A 15962-nucleotide genomic window follows, 5' to 3' on the forward strand; every position below is an offset into this window, starting at 1 on the left:
ATGACAGACCCCCGCCTTCTCCAGGCCCGTATCGATGCCGAAGCGGGGCGCGATTGGCACGCCATGGCAGGGCTGCGGCACATCCTGCAGCGGGACCCCGCGAATGCCGATGCGCTCGCCCTGTCGACGGCAGTGCTGACCGGCGTCTTCGCGAAGGGAAGCGAAGCCTACAGAGGCGGCCGGCTCGGGGAGGCAGTCTGGCGCTTCGTCCTTCTTGCGGAGTATGGCGCACCGCGCGACCCCCTTCGCGCCAACTGCGAAGCCCTGGTTTCTATGATCCTCCAGCGCGCCACCGAGGATGCGAATGCCGGGCGCGGCGGCGATGCCAAGCGCGCCTGCCGTCTGCTGCTGATCCTCGATCCGGCACTCCCCCAGGCGCATCTGCTCATCGGACAGTGCGAACGGGGGGCCGACGGTGACGGAGCGGTGGCGGCGATGTCGATCGCCCGCGGCCTGCGGCTCGCCCCGGGGACCGACCATGCCGACCAGTTGCGTGATATCGCCTTTCAGGCGGGCATCCGCGCCCTTGCCGACTGGCTGGGCTCCGACCGGCCGGCGGCTCCTCTTCTGGGGGCGCTCGCCCAGCTCTGCCCACCCGGTCAGGCGGAGGCCCTGGCCCGCTGCCGCGGGATGACGTTTGAGGCGGAAGGCTGGCAGGGCGACGGCCGGACGGAGGCACGCCGCCAGGCGGCGGCCGCCGCGATGCATTGGCTGGGAGATCTGCGGCAGGAGCGGCAGCGCTACCGCGAGGCCATCGAGGCCCACAAGCAGGGCTTCGACCTGTGGAACAGCCCGATCGGGCTGGAGCGCAAGGCGCAGGCGCAGCAGTATCTCGTGGTCGAGGAGTTGCTGGAGAGCCTGAAGGGCTTCGCCTATGCCTATGTCTACGACATGGACGGGCAGACGGCGGCCCGCGCCTCCTTCGACAGCCTGTCGGCGACGATGGAACGCCTGCTGGAGGCGCCTGGCATCGACCATTGGACCCGCACGCAGCGCTGGACCACCCTGCTCGGCCTGCGGTCCCTCGTCGGTTATGCGGCCGCACTCGGGCGCAATCCCGTTCTCCCGCTGTCCGGCAACCCCTTCGCCGAAGGGACGGCGCCGTCCGTCCCGGCGGAACCGGCATCCCGGCGGATCTTCGACTGCTGCACCTTCTTCAACGAGGCCGAGATCCTGGAGGTCCGGCTGGCGGAGCTGTACGACGTGGTCGAGCGCTTCGTGGTGGTGGAGGCGACCCACACCCATTCCGGCGAGCCCAAGGCGCTGAGCTTCGGCGATCATCATGAGCGGTTCCGGCCCTACATGGACAAGATCCGCTACGTGGTGGTCGACGAGCTTGTCGGCACCTTCTCCTGGCAGCGGGAGGCCTACCAGCGCGACGCCATCCTGCGCGGGCTGGACGGCTGCCGCGACGAGGACATGGTGATCGTCTCCGACGTCGACGAGATCCTGCGGCGCGAGGTGGTGGAGCGGCTGCGCGGCGGCGGGCCGGCCTTCGACACCGTCTTCACCGCCGAACTGGACCTGTTCTTCTACCGGCTGAACTACCGCTTCGCCCGCGACTGGCGCGCCGCCGGTGCCGCCCCCTTCCGCTTCATCCGGCAGACCGGTCCCAATGCCGTGCGCTATCTCGCCAAGCAGGACATCGGCCATCTCATCCGCGACGCCGGCTGGCATTTCAGCTGGATGGGCGATCTGAAGCGCTTCGCCGCCAAGCTGAACGCCTATGCCCACCAGGAGCATGCGCAGTCCTTCGGCGAAGGCAACATGGCCGGCGTCGCCAGCTTCCTCGACGGTGGCGGCACCCTTCCCGAAGGCGCACCCGGCGCTCGCGGCGAATACGAGGTCGTGCCGCTCGACCGCCATCCCCGGCTGGTGCGCGACAACCTCGACCGCTTCCGGGCGATGGGCTGGATTCGCTGAGGCCGGCCGGCGCGCCCCGAGATCAGCTGGGCTTCAGGTCGGCGGTGGTGCCGGCCCGGCGCTTCAGCCGGTCCACCGCGTGCTGGCCGCCGCCGGTGGCGCGGACCGAATAGAAATAGGCGCTGTCATCGGTCCAATAGCGGCCCTCACCGTCGACCATCACCGTGCTGCTGTGGATGTCGGCTGGATAGACGGTCAGGCGCGGTGCGGCTTGTGTCGTGAAGCCCGCCAGATGCACGGCGGCGAGCGCCGCCTGGTCGAGGAACCAGACCGGCATGCCGCGGTCCAGGAAGTGGCGGATGTAGCGCCGGGTCAGGTCGAGGAAGTGCCACGCCCCCATGGTCGGTCGGATGTGCAGCACGTCGGCGTAGAGCAGGCTCCAGATGTCCAGCCGTTTCAGCGCATGGCTCATCATGCCCAGGTCCGAGTGGGCGGAGGTCGCCAGCAGCGGGTTCAGGTCGCGGATCGCCAGCAGGTCGACGTCCAGCATCAGCACCGGCCGCTTCCAGCGGGCCAGCAGGTCGGGCAGAACCAGGAAACGGCTGCAGGCGTAATAGGTCTTGGCAGTGTCGCCCAGCGGCGTCAGGTCGATGGTCTCGCGCAGGATGATGAAGCGGCCGGCGCCATGGGCGGCGGTCAGGGACGCCACCGTCGTCTCGGCCTCCGCGTCGGGATTGATCAGGTGCAGGGCGATGGCGCAGTCCAGGCCGCTGTCCTCGACGATGGACCGCACCATGGTCGGCAGGAACTTGCGGGCATAAACCGCGTCGCAGGATGCGTAGACCACCAGCGGCCGGTCGGCGCTTGCCCGGCCTTCGGCAAGTGTCGCGCGGATGCCGGCGGGCGCCGGCCCCTCGCGCAGGGATGCCAGGAAGGCCGGAGCGGTGCGGGTGACGGCATCGCGTCCGCCGTGGCGCTCCGCCGCCTGGAGGAACAGGGCGTCGGCCTCCTCCAGCCGATGCTGTTCGGCGCACAGGCAGGCCAGCCGGCTCAGCGTGAAGGAGACCTCCGGATACAGGTCCAACGCCCGGCGGTAGGCACGCTCGGCGCGCAGCCCCTGTCCGTCGCGGCGCAGCGCGTTGCCCAGCGCCACCAGTCCGACGCAGTCGTCGCGGCCCTGGAAACGGGCGATGTCGCCGGCTTCGCCCAGATGGGTCAGCAGCTGCCACAGGTTGGACCGCCGGGTCGGATCGGCGGGCGTCAACCGCCAGGAGGCGAGCGCATGGCCGGCCGCCTCCGCCATGTCCTGTCCCACCAGCAGCCGGGCGAGCGCATCATGCGCCGCCCCCGCTTCGGCCCCGCTATACTCCCCACCATTCTTCCCACCATTCTCCAGGCCACGCTCCAGCACCCGGCGGTAGAGCGCCATGGCGGTTTCGCGACTGCCCGTCCGCTCGGTGTCGTGTGCGGCGTCCAAATCGCTCTGGAGATCGGCGGGGGGCGGAACGGAGGGCATGACGATCGGTCTCGCAGAACTGGGGCGGGTGGATTGGGGCGGATTTCATCCCATGACATCCCTCCGCCTGACAAGCCGTCGACGCGCCGGCCTCGGTCGTCCCCGAGTCGCGGTCCGCCGGTCCCCGATCGTCGATGCCGGGGGGGGCCGGTACCCCAAATGCGGGTCCACCACCGTCCTCGTGAAAATATAAAGGCAACGCCAAGCCAAAACACGGCCGTTCGAGGAGAAGGCGCTTGAACAGTTCGCAAAATATCATCAAATGTCTGTATGGACCCGGGAAAGGGTTCCAGCCGAAACTGTGCCACGCCGGTCATTCCGGCGTGGCACTTTTATATTCGGAGTCCCGAATGCGGCGATCCATCCGAAACCTGATGGGAGCCATGAAACCGTGAGCATCGCCGACGGCCTCAAGATCGCCTTCGACGTCCATCTGTCCGGCGACCTGGAGCGGGCGGAGGAGTTCTATCAGGTCATCCTGCGCGCCAGCCCGGGCCACCCGATGGCGGCGACGCTGCTGGGGCTGATCCGGTCGCAGCGGACCATGGTCCGCCAGAGCAAGCACAAGACGCTGGTCCTGCTGCGCGGCCGGGGCTTCCGTCCCGCCACGGTGATCGACGTCGGCGCCCAGACCGGCACCCCGCCGCTCTACGAGGTTTTCCCCGACGCCCATCATGTGCTGATCGAACCGGTGGCGGAGAACGAACCGGCTCTGCAGCGGCTGTGTGCGGACCTGCGCAGCGCCGAATACCACATCGCCGCCGTCGCGCGGCAGAGCGGCACGGCCTCGCTGGCGGTGTCCGACGATCGACTCTACTCCTCCGTCGTCGCGGCGGACCATCAGGTCGAACCGGACCATGCGCTGCGCAGCCTGCGCGAGGTGCCGGCCGTCTCGCTCGACGGGCTGTGCGCCGAGCGCGGCTATGCCCGTCCCTTGCTGGTCAAGATCGATGTCGACGGGCTGGAGCTGGAGGTGCTGGCCGGCGCCGCCACGCTGATGGAGCCGGGCAGCGTCTTCGTGATCGAGGCGACGGTGGTCGGCGAGGACCCGCGGCTGGCCCGCATCATCGACGCGATGGCTCCATACGGCTTCCGCGTCTGGGACATCGTCGATCCCCTGTACCGCCCCGAGGACGAGCGGATGTGGCAGGTCGATCTGGTGATGGTCCATCGCGACGGGCCCTACGCCGCGCTCTGATCCCTGCCGAGGCTCCTTATCCGGCGGCGCGGTCGCGCAGCGCGCGCTCCAGGCGGTCGACGGCATCGTCCCAGCTCTGCGGCCGGGACTGCCGGAACAGGCGCATGGTCGGGTACCAGGGGCTGTCGTCGCGGTCGAGCATCCAGCGCCAGTCGGGGGCGAAGGGCACCAGCACCCAGACCGGGACGCCGAGCGCGCCGGCGAGATGGGCGACGGAGGTGTCGACGCAGACGACCAGATCGAGACCGGCCATGATGGCGGCGGTATCGGCGAAGTGCTTGATGTCGGGCGACAGGTTCAGCAGGGGGAAGCCGCCGGGCGGGTTTGCCGCCTGTCCTTCCGTCGGTCCCTTCTGGATGGAGACCAGGCGGACGCCGGGGATGGCGGCGAGCCGGGCGAAGGGAGCCAGCCCGATGGAGCGGTTCTTGTCGTTGCCGTGGGTGGGCGATCCGGCCCAGACGATGCCGACCTTCAGCCCATCCAACCCGGCCAGCCGCTCGCCCCAGCGCGCCACCAGCTCCGGCTCCGCCTTCAGGTAGGGAACGCGGGACGGCACGGTCTCCAGCCGGGTGCCGAACAGCGCCGGCAGGCTCATCACCGGGATCTGGACGTCGAAGTCGGGCAGCGGCGCCCCGGTCGGCGCCAGGGTGACGCCGGACAGGCTGCGCAGCACCGGCAGCAACGGACGCTGGCATTCGAGGATGACCGGCTGTCCGCCGGTCACCTGCGCCAGCAGCGGCAGGTAGCGCACGAACTGCAGCACGTCGCCGAAGCCCTGTTCCCAATAGACCAGCAGGCGCCGCCCCTTGAGCGGCGATCCGTCCCAGCGCGGCTTGGTGAAGCTGCGCTGCGGCGAGGGCAGCTGGCCATGCTTCCAGCGCCATTCATAGCCCTGCCAGCCCCGGACGAAATCCCCCAGCAGAAGCCGGAGCAGGCTTTCGTTCCAATGGGCGCCGGCAAAGTCCGGAACCAGCCTCGTGGCCCGGCGGAAAGCCAGCAGCGCCTGCCAGAAGACGCCCCTGTCCTTTATCGTGGAGCCCAGATTGCTGTAGGCCCCGCTGTGTTGCGGGTTCAGCGCGATCGCCCGGCGGAAGCAGCGTGTTGCCTCCTCCAGCCGCTGGTCGCTGCGCAGCATGGCGCCGAGGTTGTTGGCGTACTCCGCCTCCATCGGATCAAGCTCCGCCGCGCGGGCGAATGCCTCGCACGCCTCTTGCGGGCGCCTCAGCCCCTCCAGCAGAAGACCCAGTTCGTTGAGCACCCCAGGCTGGTCGGGCTTGAGGTTCGCCGAGATCCGATAGGCCCGGGCGGCATCATCCCGCCGGCCGAGCCGGATCAGCAGCGATGCCAGATTGTTCCAGCTGTTCACCGACCCTGGAGCCAGCGCCAATGCGCGCCGCAGCAGGGCGAGCGCCGCCTCGCTCCGGCCGGCCTCGGCATGCAGCAGCCCCATGTTGTTGACCGCGGGTGCGAAGTGCGGATCATGGGCGGCGATCCGTGCATACAGCCGCCCGGCCTCGTCGGAACGGCCGGCTTTCTGGAGACCGACCGCCGTCGTGAAAGCTTGTTCGATGTTCATGGAGGCCGCGGCGCTTCGGTTGGGAACGGCGGGATCAGTAGCATGAAGAGGACCGCTCCTGCAAAGAGCGGCCCCAGGGATTCGTCGCCCGCGAACCGTTCCCTTCTTCGCGATGGCTGTTGCATCGCCGCCCCCGTCCCCGCATCAATGGCGCTCGTCGAACGGGGAGTGTGGCGGGCGGCATGGCGCGGCTTCTGCTGATCAATTACGAATTTCCGCCGCTGGGCGGCGGGGCGGCGAACGCCACCGACAACACCGCGCGCGAATTGGCAGCATTGGGCGAAGAGGTGCTGGTGCTGACGTCGGCCTTCGGCGACCTGCCGCGGGTGGAGCGCCGGGCTGACGGGGTGGAGATCCGTCGCATTCCCACCCTGCGCCGCCGCCGAGACCGCAGTTCGGTGGTGGAGATGCTGGTCTTCCTCGCCAGTTCGCTGGTGATGGCGCCCTGGATCGCCGCCCGCTGGCGTCCCCACGCCACCATCGCCTATTTCGGTCTGCCCTGCGGTCCGGCGGCTTGGATGGTGAAGGCACTGTCCGGTGTGCCCTATGTGGTCAGCCTGCGCGGCGGCGACGTGCCGGGCTTCCAGTATGACGGCATCTCGCTCTACCACCGGCTGGCCGGGCCGGTGATCGGCTGGCTGTGGCGCCGCTCCTCGGCCGTTGTCGCCAACAGCGAGGGGCTGGCCGATCTCGCCCGCCGCTTCGCCCCGGACCAGGCGATCGCCATCATCCCCAATGGCGTCGACGCGGTCCGCTTCTCACCCGCTGACACCAGGAGTGGCGCCGCCCGCCTGTCGCTGCTGTTCGTCGGCCGGGTGGTGCGGCAGAAGGGGCTGGACGTGCTGTTCGAGGCGCTCGCTTCCTTGCCCTCCGGGACGCGCGACCGCATCGGGCTGACCATTGTCGGCGACGGCCCCGCCCGGCCGGAGCTGGAGGCACAGGCCGCCCGGCTCGGCCTGTCGGAGCGCATTGCTTTCCGCGGCTGGCTCGGGCGCGACGAGCTTCCCGCCGCTTATCGAGCCGCCGATGCCTTCGTCTTCCCGTCGCGCGACGAGGGCATGCCCAACGTGGTTCTGGAGGCGATGGCCACCGGCTTGGCCGTGGTGGCGACCCGCATCGCCGGCAACCGTGATCTGGTGGTGGAGGAGGAGACCGGCCTGATGCTGGACGCCGATGACACGCCTGCTCTCGCCGTGGCACTGACCCGTCTGATCGAAGACCCGGCCCTGCGCCGCCGCCTGGGCGAGGGCGGGCGCCGCCGGGTGGTCGAGCATTTTTCCTGGCGCGCCGTCGCCGCCGCCTACCGCGACTTGGCGCTTGCCGGCCGTGGCTCGGCGGAACGGGTCCCGTCGGCGCAGGCGGAGTGAGGGGGCGTCGCTTGGCCCGGAGGAACCCTGGCAGCGCACAAGCCAAGCGGCAAAATCTGGAGGGGCTGGTCGGTGGCTGCCTTCAGCACGTGATAAAGAGGAGGTACGTGTCTTAAAATGACTTCACTCCTAAAAATTGCACAGTTCTGCATCTCCTTGATAGGGTCTCCCCGACGCAAGGTTTTCAAAGAAGCCGCTGATCGTTTCTTGCCCTCTTTCGAGTTCTTTGATGCGGTTTCAGTTGAGGATCTCAGAAAAGGCTTTTCTATTGAAAATGTCAGAGTTGATCTCACAGATCTGCGCTGGACCGACTTTGAACGCCACGACCCACGTCGGCAGAGCGGTCCGCTCATGTTTACGGAGATCGCCTGCGCCTATTCGCACATACAGTGTTGGCGTCGAGCCAGAGACAGGGGTTTGGATTACCTGGTGGTGTTCGAAGATGATGCTGTTCCCTGCCGGAGCTTCCAGAACATCTCCATCCCGAAGGATGCCGATTTCGTCTACATCACAGACAGGATGCCGCAGAACAGCAGGGGTGAGGCCGCTGGATATGGCTGCGGGATGCAAGGTTATGTCATCAGCCGCCCCGGCATCGAGAAATGCCTGAAGATTTTCGAAACATTCTACATGCCGATCGACCTTCAGATCCTGGCCCATCAGCGATCACAAATTTCTTTTGGGCACGGACTTGCCAAGTATAGAAGAAATCTTCTGGACCACGAGTATATTTTAGCTTATGTGACGCCAGTCCCCTATTGCGTCGATCCTGGTCAAGTCGAGTCACAAATCTATTGATGCCGGGATTTGTACCCCCTGGCTGACGAGAGCAGTGATCTGGACGGTGGCGAGGACGTCTGTCGACCACGACGTCGCAAGCGGCGGCGTCGGGACCGGAGCGCGCCATACGAACGAGGACGGCATGGACACGGCGGAGCAACGCCGTCGTGTGCCACTCGGTCCAGGCGGCGGCGGAGGGTTGAGCCTGAGGCGCGCCCGTCCGCCGCCCGAAGCTCGCGCCACTGGACGCCCTCACGCAGGAAGAAGCGAAGCGTCTCGATGATCTCCACAGTGGGCATTGGCGGGCGCCCGTAGCCGACAGAGCGAGCCTCGATCCGGTCGATGATCCCCGCCACCAATCCCGCAACTGTTGGTCCCATCCTCGCCTCTCTGTGCCAAAGGCACAGGAAACCGACAGCAGATCAGCCGGTTTCCAGAGGGGGCATCGGATGAAGGGGCTGGAAACCGCCTCTAATCCGAATCCGGCTGATTGATTATCCATGAACACCGATGCGGCCTCGCCACGGGACATTGCTTCTGCAGGATGGGCTCCATCCCGCGGCGGGGCTGGCGGCTCCAGTTAGAAGCCAGCCTCTGGGTGGCGGCGACAGGGGTGGTCAGCGCGCAAACTGGTGGAATCACCGACCACACACGGTTCGGCGTGATGAAGCCGCAGCGGCGCCGTTGAGCATTGTTGACAGTCGCGCGGGGCCCCTCGCCGGCAGCATCCTTCCGAACGAGGAGAGCCCCCTTTGCCACATGAGACGTTCACAAATTCGGTGCTGCGTACCGTCGGCGCGGTCGATGCCGCTGGCCGAGCCGCTGCGGTCGCAAGCGGGCGCGTGCACCCGCGTCTGCGCGACGGCCTGCAGACGCCGAGTTCACGCAGCGTGCTCTTTCCAGCTCTGGCGGCGCTGTGGGTGGTCGGACATGGCACGGCCAGCCCGGCCCTGTCCAGGGTGGCGCGGCAGGGCTTGCTCGCCATCGCCCTGGGCACCCTGTTCGCCAAATCCGGCAAGCACATTCTATGCCGAGCCCGGCCCAACGACGGCGCCGACCCCGAGCGTTGGGGCGTCGCCGACGGGAAGCACGCGTCGTTCCCGTCTGGGCACGCCGCCGACGTTGTTGCGCTCGCCACGGTCATCGGGCTCAACCGTGGGGCTTCGCCACTCACGGCAGCCGGCATTGGGTTCGCCGCCAGCGTCGGCTGGTCGAGTATGGCGGCGGACCGGCACTGGGCGTCCGACTTGGTCGCCGGCACTGCGGTCGGCGTGGTCTCGGCCCTGCTCACCCGTGCCGCCGACCGGTGGGCTGGCGACGGCCCCCTGTAGCCTATGTGCGCAAGACCGGGACCAACTGCGTATTTCCGTGCAGATCCAGCAGGATTGCCGGGTGCAGGACCATCTGCGTGAGATGTTCGCTCCGGTGCTCGCCGAGCCTATCCCTGAGCACTTGCTCGAAATTCTCGCGCCGGTCCGGTCCAGGAGATTTGGCTCCGGTCAGTTTTGATCGCCGCTCCTTGCTCCAGGCATGCGGCCGTAGCGCAAGCGAGAGCCGCAGGCGTTGCGGCGCAGGCATCCCCAGCCCCCCGGCTTTAGCCGTGGGAAGGTTCAGGTGCTGTTGACATCCGGCAGCTTTCGGGAGCGTATGGCGGCGCGGCAGAGCGGATCGGACAGCAAGGGATCGGATGAGCGTGGCGGAACCGGTGAAGACAGCGGATGGCGGGGGCACCCCGGCCGGACCATCCGCCCTGGCCTTCGATTTCGGCGAGAACTGGGACCATTACTCGCGGACCGTGCTGGACGAGCCGCGGCTGGTGGCGGCCATCGACAGCCTGAAGGGGCTGGTCGGGACCGACCGGCTGAAGGACGCCAGCTTCTGCGACGTCGGCTCCGGCTCCGGCCTGTTCACCATCGCCGCCGGCAAGCTGGGCGTCAGCCGCGCGCTGGGCTTCGACGTCAACCCCACCGGGGTGGAGGTCGCCCGCCGCAACCTGGGCCGCTTCGCACCCGAACTTGCCGACCGCATCGACTTCCGCCGCGGCTCTGCGCTCGACAGCGGCTTCGTCGGCTCGCTCGGCCGCTTCGACGTGGTCTATGCCTGGGGCTCGCTGCACCACACCGGCTCCATGTGGCCGGCGATCGAGACGGTGGCCCCTCTGGTGGCGCCGGGCGGCACCTTCGTGCTGGCGCTCTACAACCGCCACTGGACCTCGCCGATCTGGACCTTGATCAAGATCGTCTACAACCTGTCGCCGGGCTTCCTTCGAAAAGTCTGGGACTGGACGCTGGGCTCGCTGATGTTCCTGGCGACCTGGGCGATCACCGGCTCCAACCCGCTGCGCAAGGAGCGCGGCATGGAGTTCTGGGTGGACGTGACCGACTGGCTCGGCGGCTACCCCTACGAATATGCCAGTGCCGACGAGGTGCGGGCGCGGATGGACGCGCTCGGCTTCGACATGCTGGAGGTCCGCCCGCCGCGCGTGCCGACGGGTTGCAACGAATTCATCCTGCGCCGGAGGCCCGCATGAGCGACGACGCATTCAAGTCCGCCACCTCTCCCTTGCCCGCGGCAGCGGCCGATCACCCGGGCGGCGTCGATTACGACGACAGTTGGGAACGGCGCTGGAACGACATGCGCAAATACGGCCCGACCGGCCGTCATCTGCGCCGCATCGTCACCGACATGGTGCGCCCGCTGAATTACGACAGCTTGGCTGACGTCGGCTGCGGCCAGGGCTCGCTCTTGGCCACGCTGATGCCGCTGAAGCCGCAGGCCAGCTACACCGGCCTCGACTTCGCCGCCAAGGCGATCGACGTCGCCCGCCGTCGGGCACCGAACGCCGAGTTCGGGCTGCTCGACGTCGCCGCCGGCCATCTCGACCGCCGCTTCGATCTGGTGGTCTGCACCGATGTGGTCGAGCATATCGAGGACGATGTCGCGGCTCTGCGCAACCTCGCCGCCATGACCGGCCGCTACCTGCTGGTCTCCACCCTGCAAGGCCGGATGCGCGACTTCGAGCGTACGGTCGGCCACCACCGCAACTATGCCCGTGGCGAGTTACAGGCCAAGATCAAGTCGGTCGGGCTGGAGATCGAGCGGGTGGTGGAATGGGGCTTCCCCTTCTTCTCGCCGCTCTACCGCAACGTCCTGGGCGCCGCCAGCGGCCAGGGCACGGAAGGCGACTACGGCCCCGGCCGCCGACTCATCGCCGAGGCGCTGTACCACCTGTTCCGCCTGAACTCCTGGTCGCATGGCGACTACATCTACGTGCTGGCCCGCCGGTCGGGGTCGTGAGGGGTTGCCCTCTCCCGCCCTGGGAGAGGGCAAAATGCCCATAGCATCACTTCATGACTTCATGAAAAGGCATCCTTAAATGGGTCCCCGCCTGAAGGCCCTGGTCAGCGCGCTGCTGGTCGCCCTGCTGCTGTGGCGGGTCGACGTGGCGGAGGTCGGGCGGGTGCTGGCAGTGGCGTCGCCGGGGTTGATGGCGCTCGCCGGGCTGCTGTTCTTCCTGATGCATGTGCTGAACGCCCTGAAGCTGCGGGTGCTGCTGCCGGAACTGCGGGCGGGGCGGCTGCTCGCCTACACGCTGGTGGCGCAGCTCTACGCACTGGTCCTGCCGGGCCAGCTGGCGGGGGAGGCGGTGAAGGCCTACCGGCTCAGCCGGGATGAAGGGCGGGGCGAAGGACGGGGAGAGGGTGACGGCGGCCGCATCGTCTCGGCCGTCGCCTTCGACAAGGTGACGGGGATCGTCGGGCTGCTGCTGCTGACCGGCAGTGGATTGGCGGTGCAGTCGGCCCGCTTCGGAGACGGGCTGCTGGTGGCGGTGGTGCTGGTGCTGGCGGGGCTGGTCGCGGCGACGGCGCTGCTGGCCTGGGCGCCGGCCCGCGCCCTGCTGCTGGCTCTGCTGGGCTGGCGCGCTGGGCGGAAGCGCGAGGCCTTGCTGCTCGGCCCGCTGCGCCGTTTCCTGGAGGCGTGGCGCGACCAGACGCGCCGGCCGGGGCGGGCCTTGCTGTCGGTCGGCGTCGGAATTGCTGTCCAGGTGGCGGCGGTCGCCGGCAGCCAGGCCCTGGGGCTGGCGGTCGGCATCGACCAGCCCTTTTCGGTGTGGAGTGCGGTGATCGGGTTGATGTCGGTGATCGTGCTGATGCCGGTGACCGTCGCCGGCATCGGCCTGCGCGAGGCGTCTCTGGTCGGGTTGCTCGATCTGGTTGGGGTGCCGCACGCCGAGTCGCTGGCGCTGGGTTTTGGCATCCTCGCCTTCCAGGTGATGGTGGCCCTGCTGGGCGCCGTCATCGACCTGACGGTCCTGCGGGACCGGCGGGCCGGCATGGAGGGGGTTGCCGGCCGCTCGCCGGACTGATCGGCCGTTCGGAGATGGAGATGCGATCACGATCCTTCCGTTACATCGGACACGTCGTGATCATGAAGAGGATCAGGAAGAATGAACCAAATCACATTGAATGATGCGGTTAAGATCGCCAACGGCGCCATCGCGGTTGGACGGTATGATGTTGCCGTAGCGATGTGCGAAAACATCATATCCGCGCATCCTTGGTATAATGAGGCGAGAAGAATATCCAATATCGCTAAAGATAAGAAGGCTCTGCGTGAGGCGAAATCTCCGCTCAACTCTTATGGCGAAAACAAATACAGCCAAAATGGAGAGGATGGAATCATCGCTGAAATTCTTCTGAGGTTGCGGATATCTTCAGGAAATTTCTGTGAGTTCGGCGCATGGGACGGCATCCATCTTAGCAATACATACTCTTTGGCGGAGGCCGGCTGGAGCGGTGTTTACATCGAGGGAGACGCTGAAAAATACAAGGATCTCGTCACCACCTGCTCGAAGCTGCCCGGACAAAAGGTTTTGCCCGTCCTCGCTTTCGTGTCCCCGGACATCCCAGGGAGGCGGGTTGACGACATTCTCAGCAAGACGGCCATGCCTAAAGACTTCGATATTCTCAGCATCGATATCGACAGCTGCGACTATCAGATTTGGGCGTCCATCAAGGAATACTTGCCGAAGATCGTCATCATCGAGGTCAACAGTACCCTGCCCCCCCCGGTGCGATACATCCATGGCGAAGAAATATCCGGCTCAAGCTTCATGGCAATCGCCGATCTTGCAAAGGAAAAGGGGTATACCGTGGTTTGCCACACCGGAAACGCGATCTGTGTCCGGTCGGATCTTGTCGACGCCCTCGAACTTCCCGAGGAACTCATCAACGATCCATCTCTGGCCTATATAAGTATTTATGCGCCGTGGGATAACAATGAGTTGCTGAGGATCGGCAGTTCCCTTTGAGCAAGGAGCCTGTTGCTCTCGCTTGAGCCGGAGGCGCACCGGGGGAGGCGCTCCTCCGGCCCGATCATGCTGATGGTATGGTTGAGGCGAGAGCGCGTCTAGCGAACTCATCGGAAGCATCGCTGTTCACCGTCGGCTCCCGTTCCTGGTCACCACCGCTCGGTTTCCCGCGCCCTTGTTCACCGGACACCGGATGGACAGACACCGTCCGCCTTGTTCAGGGCTGGGGGGCAGAGGGCGCGCTGTTCGGGACGAGCCCCAGCATCTCCTCCACCGTCTCGCGGCCGGCGAAGGGGGTGTAGCGGATCAGCGGGATGTCGACGATCATCGATTTGCGCCAGACATAGGCGCATTCCATGTTGAACTCGTAGTCTTCGGCGATGCCGAAGGCGAGTTCCCCCCAATCCTTCCAGCGCACCTGTTTCAGCACCTCCCTTCGGATCACCGGCTGTCCGGCATGGACGGGGCGTTCGGTGAAGGCGCCGTAGCACTGCTGCACCTGGACGCAATCGCGCAGCCGGCCTTGTGGGAAGCAGCCCTCGGCGATGGCCCTCTGGTGCCAGATCATGAACTGGAGGGCGCCATGAACCTGCTGGAACTGTGCCCCCTCCAGGCAGCAGGTGTGGTTGAGGTGCATGATGTCGTACTGCTGGAACAGGCGCTTGACGATCTGGATGCGTTGCGGATGCGGAGTGTCGTCGGCGTCCTGGTAGCAGATCAATTCATGGATCGCCCGTTCCGAGGCGGCTTGGCGGTTCGGCCCGTGGAACATGCGTTGGTGGTGCTTGAGGATGAGGATCTCGGGGAAGCGGGTGATGCCGATGGCGGCGATCCGTGCCAGGACGGCCTCCTCCGCCATATGCGCGTTGCTGACCGATACGATGACCTGATCCGGCACTTCGGTGCCGTTTGCATAGGCTTCCAGCAGATCTGGAACCAGGACCACGTCCCGATGGGTGCATGGGATGACGAGGGAGAGTTTCATCGGATGCGGGCCGGTTTCCGGTCGGGAGGCGTGTCGGGCTGAACGGCCAGCAGACGACCGCCGACGGGCATCCGCCCGGCTGCCCTGCATTTGCTCCGCCGCTTGCCCGCACGTCATCCCACAGTGGCATGGGCTTTGGCAAGACGCCGTAAGGACGGTGGGAGCGCGACATGCCCGGCCTCCGGCCGGACGCCTCCGCCCGGTCCACGACCCAATTATCCGTTGCGCTTGCCGGATCCAGCGGCCATACCATGGCCCGGCATCGCCCCCACAGATGACCCGCAGCCTCCGGACCCGTTCGATGACCCTCCTGCTTGCCTCCGGATCCGCCACCATGAACACCGGCACGGTTTCCGTCTCGGTCCTGATCCCGGTCTATAACGAGGAGGACAACATCGCTCCCCTGTGCGGCCGGCTGATCCCGGCGCTCGACGGGCTGGGGCGGAGCTTCGAGGTCATCTTCGTCAATGACGGCTCCACCGACGGGACGGAGGCGGAGTTGCAGCGGGTGGCGTCCGACAGCCGCATCCGCGTCATCAATTTCCGCCGCAACGTCGGCCAGACCGCGGCGATGATGGCCGGCATCGACCATGCCCGCGGCGACGTCATCGTGCCGATGGATGGCGATCTCCAGAACGACCCGCAGGACATCGCCGGCCTGCTTGCCAAGCTGGACGAGGGGTATGACGTGGTGTCGGGCTGGCGCGCCGACCGGCAGGACGGCTTCCTGCTGCGCACGCTGCCGAGCCGGATGGCCAACAAGCTGATCTCCACCATCTCCGGCGTGAAGCTGAACGACTATGGCTGCACGCTGAAGGCCTACCGGCGCCAGATGCTGCAGGGCTACCGGCTCTATGGCGAGATGCACCGCTTCGTGCCGATCTACGCCCGCTGGCAGGGCGCCAAGCTGACCGAGATGCCGGTGCGCCACCACCCGCGCCGCCATGGGACATCGAAATACGGGCTGGAGCGGGTGCTGAAGGTCGTGCTCGACCTCGTCGTCGTGAAGTTCCTGACCCAGTACGAAACCAAGCCGATCTACATCTTCGGCTTCGCCGGCCTGATGTTCATGGGGCTGTCGGTGCTGGCCGGCATCTATGCCATCTACCTGAAGCTGGTCGACGGCATCTCCTTCATCCTGACGCCGCTGCCGCTCCTGGTGACGATGGGGCTGGTCACCGGCGTGATGTGCATCCTGATGGGGCTGCTGGCCGAACTGCTGGTCCGCATCTATTTCGAGAGCCAGGGCAAGAGCCACTACTCGATCAAGACCATGCTGAACTTCGACGAGCCGCCGCCGCCGGACCGCAGCCTCCGCGACTGATCGGCGCCGATAAGAAGAAGGCCCCGTACCGTTCCCGGTGCG

General features: G+C 66.8%; 13 protein-coding genes. 10 read left to right on the forward strand and 3 right to left on the reverse strand.

The window, feature by feature from the left end; genetic code table 11:
* On the forward strand, window positions 1–1923 hold the full coding sequence (locus tag ABNQ38_RS05995; protein WP_377806233.1) for a hypothetical protein: 1923 nt from the start codon (window positions 1–3) through the stop codon (window positions 1921–1923).
* Between the two features lie 22 nt (window positions 1924–1945).
* On the opposite strand, the gene ABNQ38_RS06000 is transcribed toward ABNQ38_RS05995, so the two are convergent.
* Window positions 1946–3379, reverse strand: a complete 1434-nt coding sequence (locus ABNQ38_RS06000; protein WP_377806234.1) for a tetratricopeptide repeat protein — start codon at window positions 3377–3379, stop codon at window positions 1946–1948.
* 391 nt (window positions 3380–3770) lie between these two features.
* Between ABNQ38_RS06000 and ABNQ38_RS06005 the strand changes: the two genes are divergently transcribed.
* Window positions 3771–4577 carry an FkbM family methyltransferase gene (locus tag ABNQ38_RS06005; protein WP_377806235.1) on the forward strand — a complete coding sequence of 269 codons (807 nt, stop codon included), beginning with the start codon at window positions 3771–3773 and terminating at the stop codon, window positions 4575–4577.
* A 16-nt stretch (window positions 4578–4593) separates the two neighbouring features.
* Here the strand turns inward: ABNQ38_RS06005 and ABNQ38_RS06010 are convergent, their stop codons facing one another.
* The gene (locus tag ABNQ38_RS06010) at window positions 4594–6153 is read right to left on the reverse strand and encodes a tetratricopeptide repeat protein (RefSeq protein WP_377806236.1); all 1560 of its coding nucleotides are present in this window, start codon (window positions 6151–6153) and stop codon (window positions 4594–4596) included.
* Between the two features lie 182 nt (window positions 6154–6335).
* On the opposite strand from ABNQ38_RS06010, the gene ABNQ38_RS06015 reads away from it, so the two are divergent.
* The 7 genes from ABNQ38_RS06015 (at window position 6336) to ABNQ38_RS06045 (ending at window position 13611) form a co-directional block, all read left to right on the forward strand.
* A complete protein-coding gene (locus ABNQ38_RS06015) occupies window positions 6336–7520 on the forward strand; it encodes a glycosyltransferase family 4 protein (RefSeq protein WP_377806237.1) in 1185 nt (394 codons plus the stop codon).
* A 117-nt stretch (window positions 7521–7637) separates the two neighbouring features.
* The gene (locus ABNQ38_RS06020; RefSeq protein ID WP_377806238.1) at window positions 7638–8318 is read left to right on the forward strand and encodes a glycosyltransferase family 25 protein; all 681 of its coding nucleotides are present in this window, start codon (window positions 7638–7640) and stop codon (window positions 8316–8318) included.
* Between the two features lie 734 nt (window positions 8319–9052).
* Window positions 9053–9631 carry a phosphatase PAP2 family protein gene (locus tag ABNQ38_RS06025; RefSeq protein ID WP_377806239.1) on the forward strand — a complete coding sequence of 193 codons (579 nt, stop codon included), beginning with the start codon at window positions 9053–9055 and terminating at the stop codon, window positions 9629–9631.
* Window positions 9632–9987: 356 nt separating this feature from the next.
* Window positions 9988–10830, forward strand: coding sequence for a class I SAM-dependent methyltransferase (locus ABNQ38_RS06030; RefSeq protein ID WP_377806240.1), 843 nt, complete (start codon window positions 9988–9990; stop codon window positions 10828–10830).
* Window positions 10827–11597, forward strand: coding sequence for a class I SAM-dependent methyltransferase (locus ABNQ38_RS06035; protein WP_377806241.1), 771 nt, complete (start codon window positions 10827–10829; stop codon window positions 11595–11597). Before ABNQ38_RS06030 ends, ABNQ38_RS06035 begins: the two co-directional genes overlap by 4 nt.
* A gap of 79 nt (window positions 11598–11676) precedes the next feature.
* On the forward strand, window positions 11677–12666 hold the full coding sequence (locus tag ABNQ38_RS06040) for a flippase-like domain-containing protein (RefSeq protein WP_377806242.1): 990 nt from the start codon (window positions 11677–11679) through the stop codon (window positions 12664–12666).
* A gap of 81 nt (window positions 12667–12747) precedes the next feature.
* Window positions 12748–13611 carry a hypothetical protein gene (locus tag ABNQ38_RS06045; RefSeq protein ID WP_377806243.1) on the forward strand — a complete coding sequence of 288 codons (864 nt, stop codon included), beginning with the start codon at window positions 12748–12750 and terminating at the stop codon, window positions 13609–13611.
* A 217-nt stretch (window positions 13612–13828) separates the two neighbouring features.
* On the opposite strand, the gene ABNQ38_RS06050 is transcribed toward ABNQ38_RS06045, so the two are convergent.
* On the reverse strand, window positions 13829–14596 hold the full coding sequence (locus ABNQ38_RS06050; protein WP_377806244.1) for a glycosyltransferase: 768 nt from the start codon (window positions 14594–14596) through the stop codon (window positions 13829–13831).
* A 301-nt stretch (window positions 14597–14897) separates the two neighbouring features.
* On the opposite strand from ABNQ38_RS06050, the gene ABNQ38_RS06055 reads away from it, so the two are divergent.
* Complete coding sequence (locus tag ABNQ38_RS06055) at window positions 14898–15920, forward strand: glycosyltransferase family 2 protein (protein ID WP_377806245.1); 1023 nt, start codon at window positions 14898–14900, stop codon at window positions 15918–15920.
* Window positions 15921–15962 lie beyond the last annotated feature (42 nt).

The sequence above is a fragment of the Azospirillum sp. A29 genome, from assembly GCF_042604625.1.
In the GTDB taxonomy this organism is placed as follows: Bacteria; Pseudomonadota; Alphaproteobacteria; order Azospirillales; family Azospirillaceae; genus Azospirillum; species Azospirillum palustre.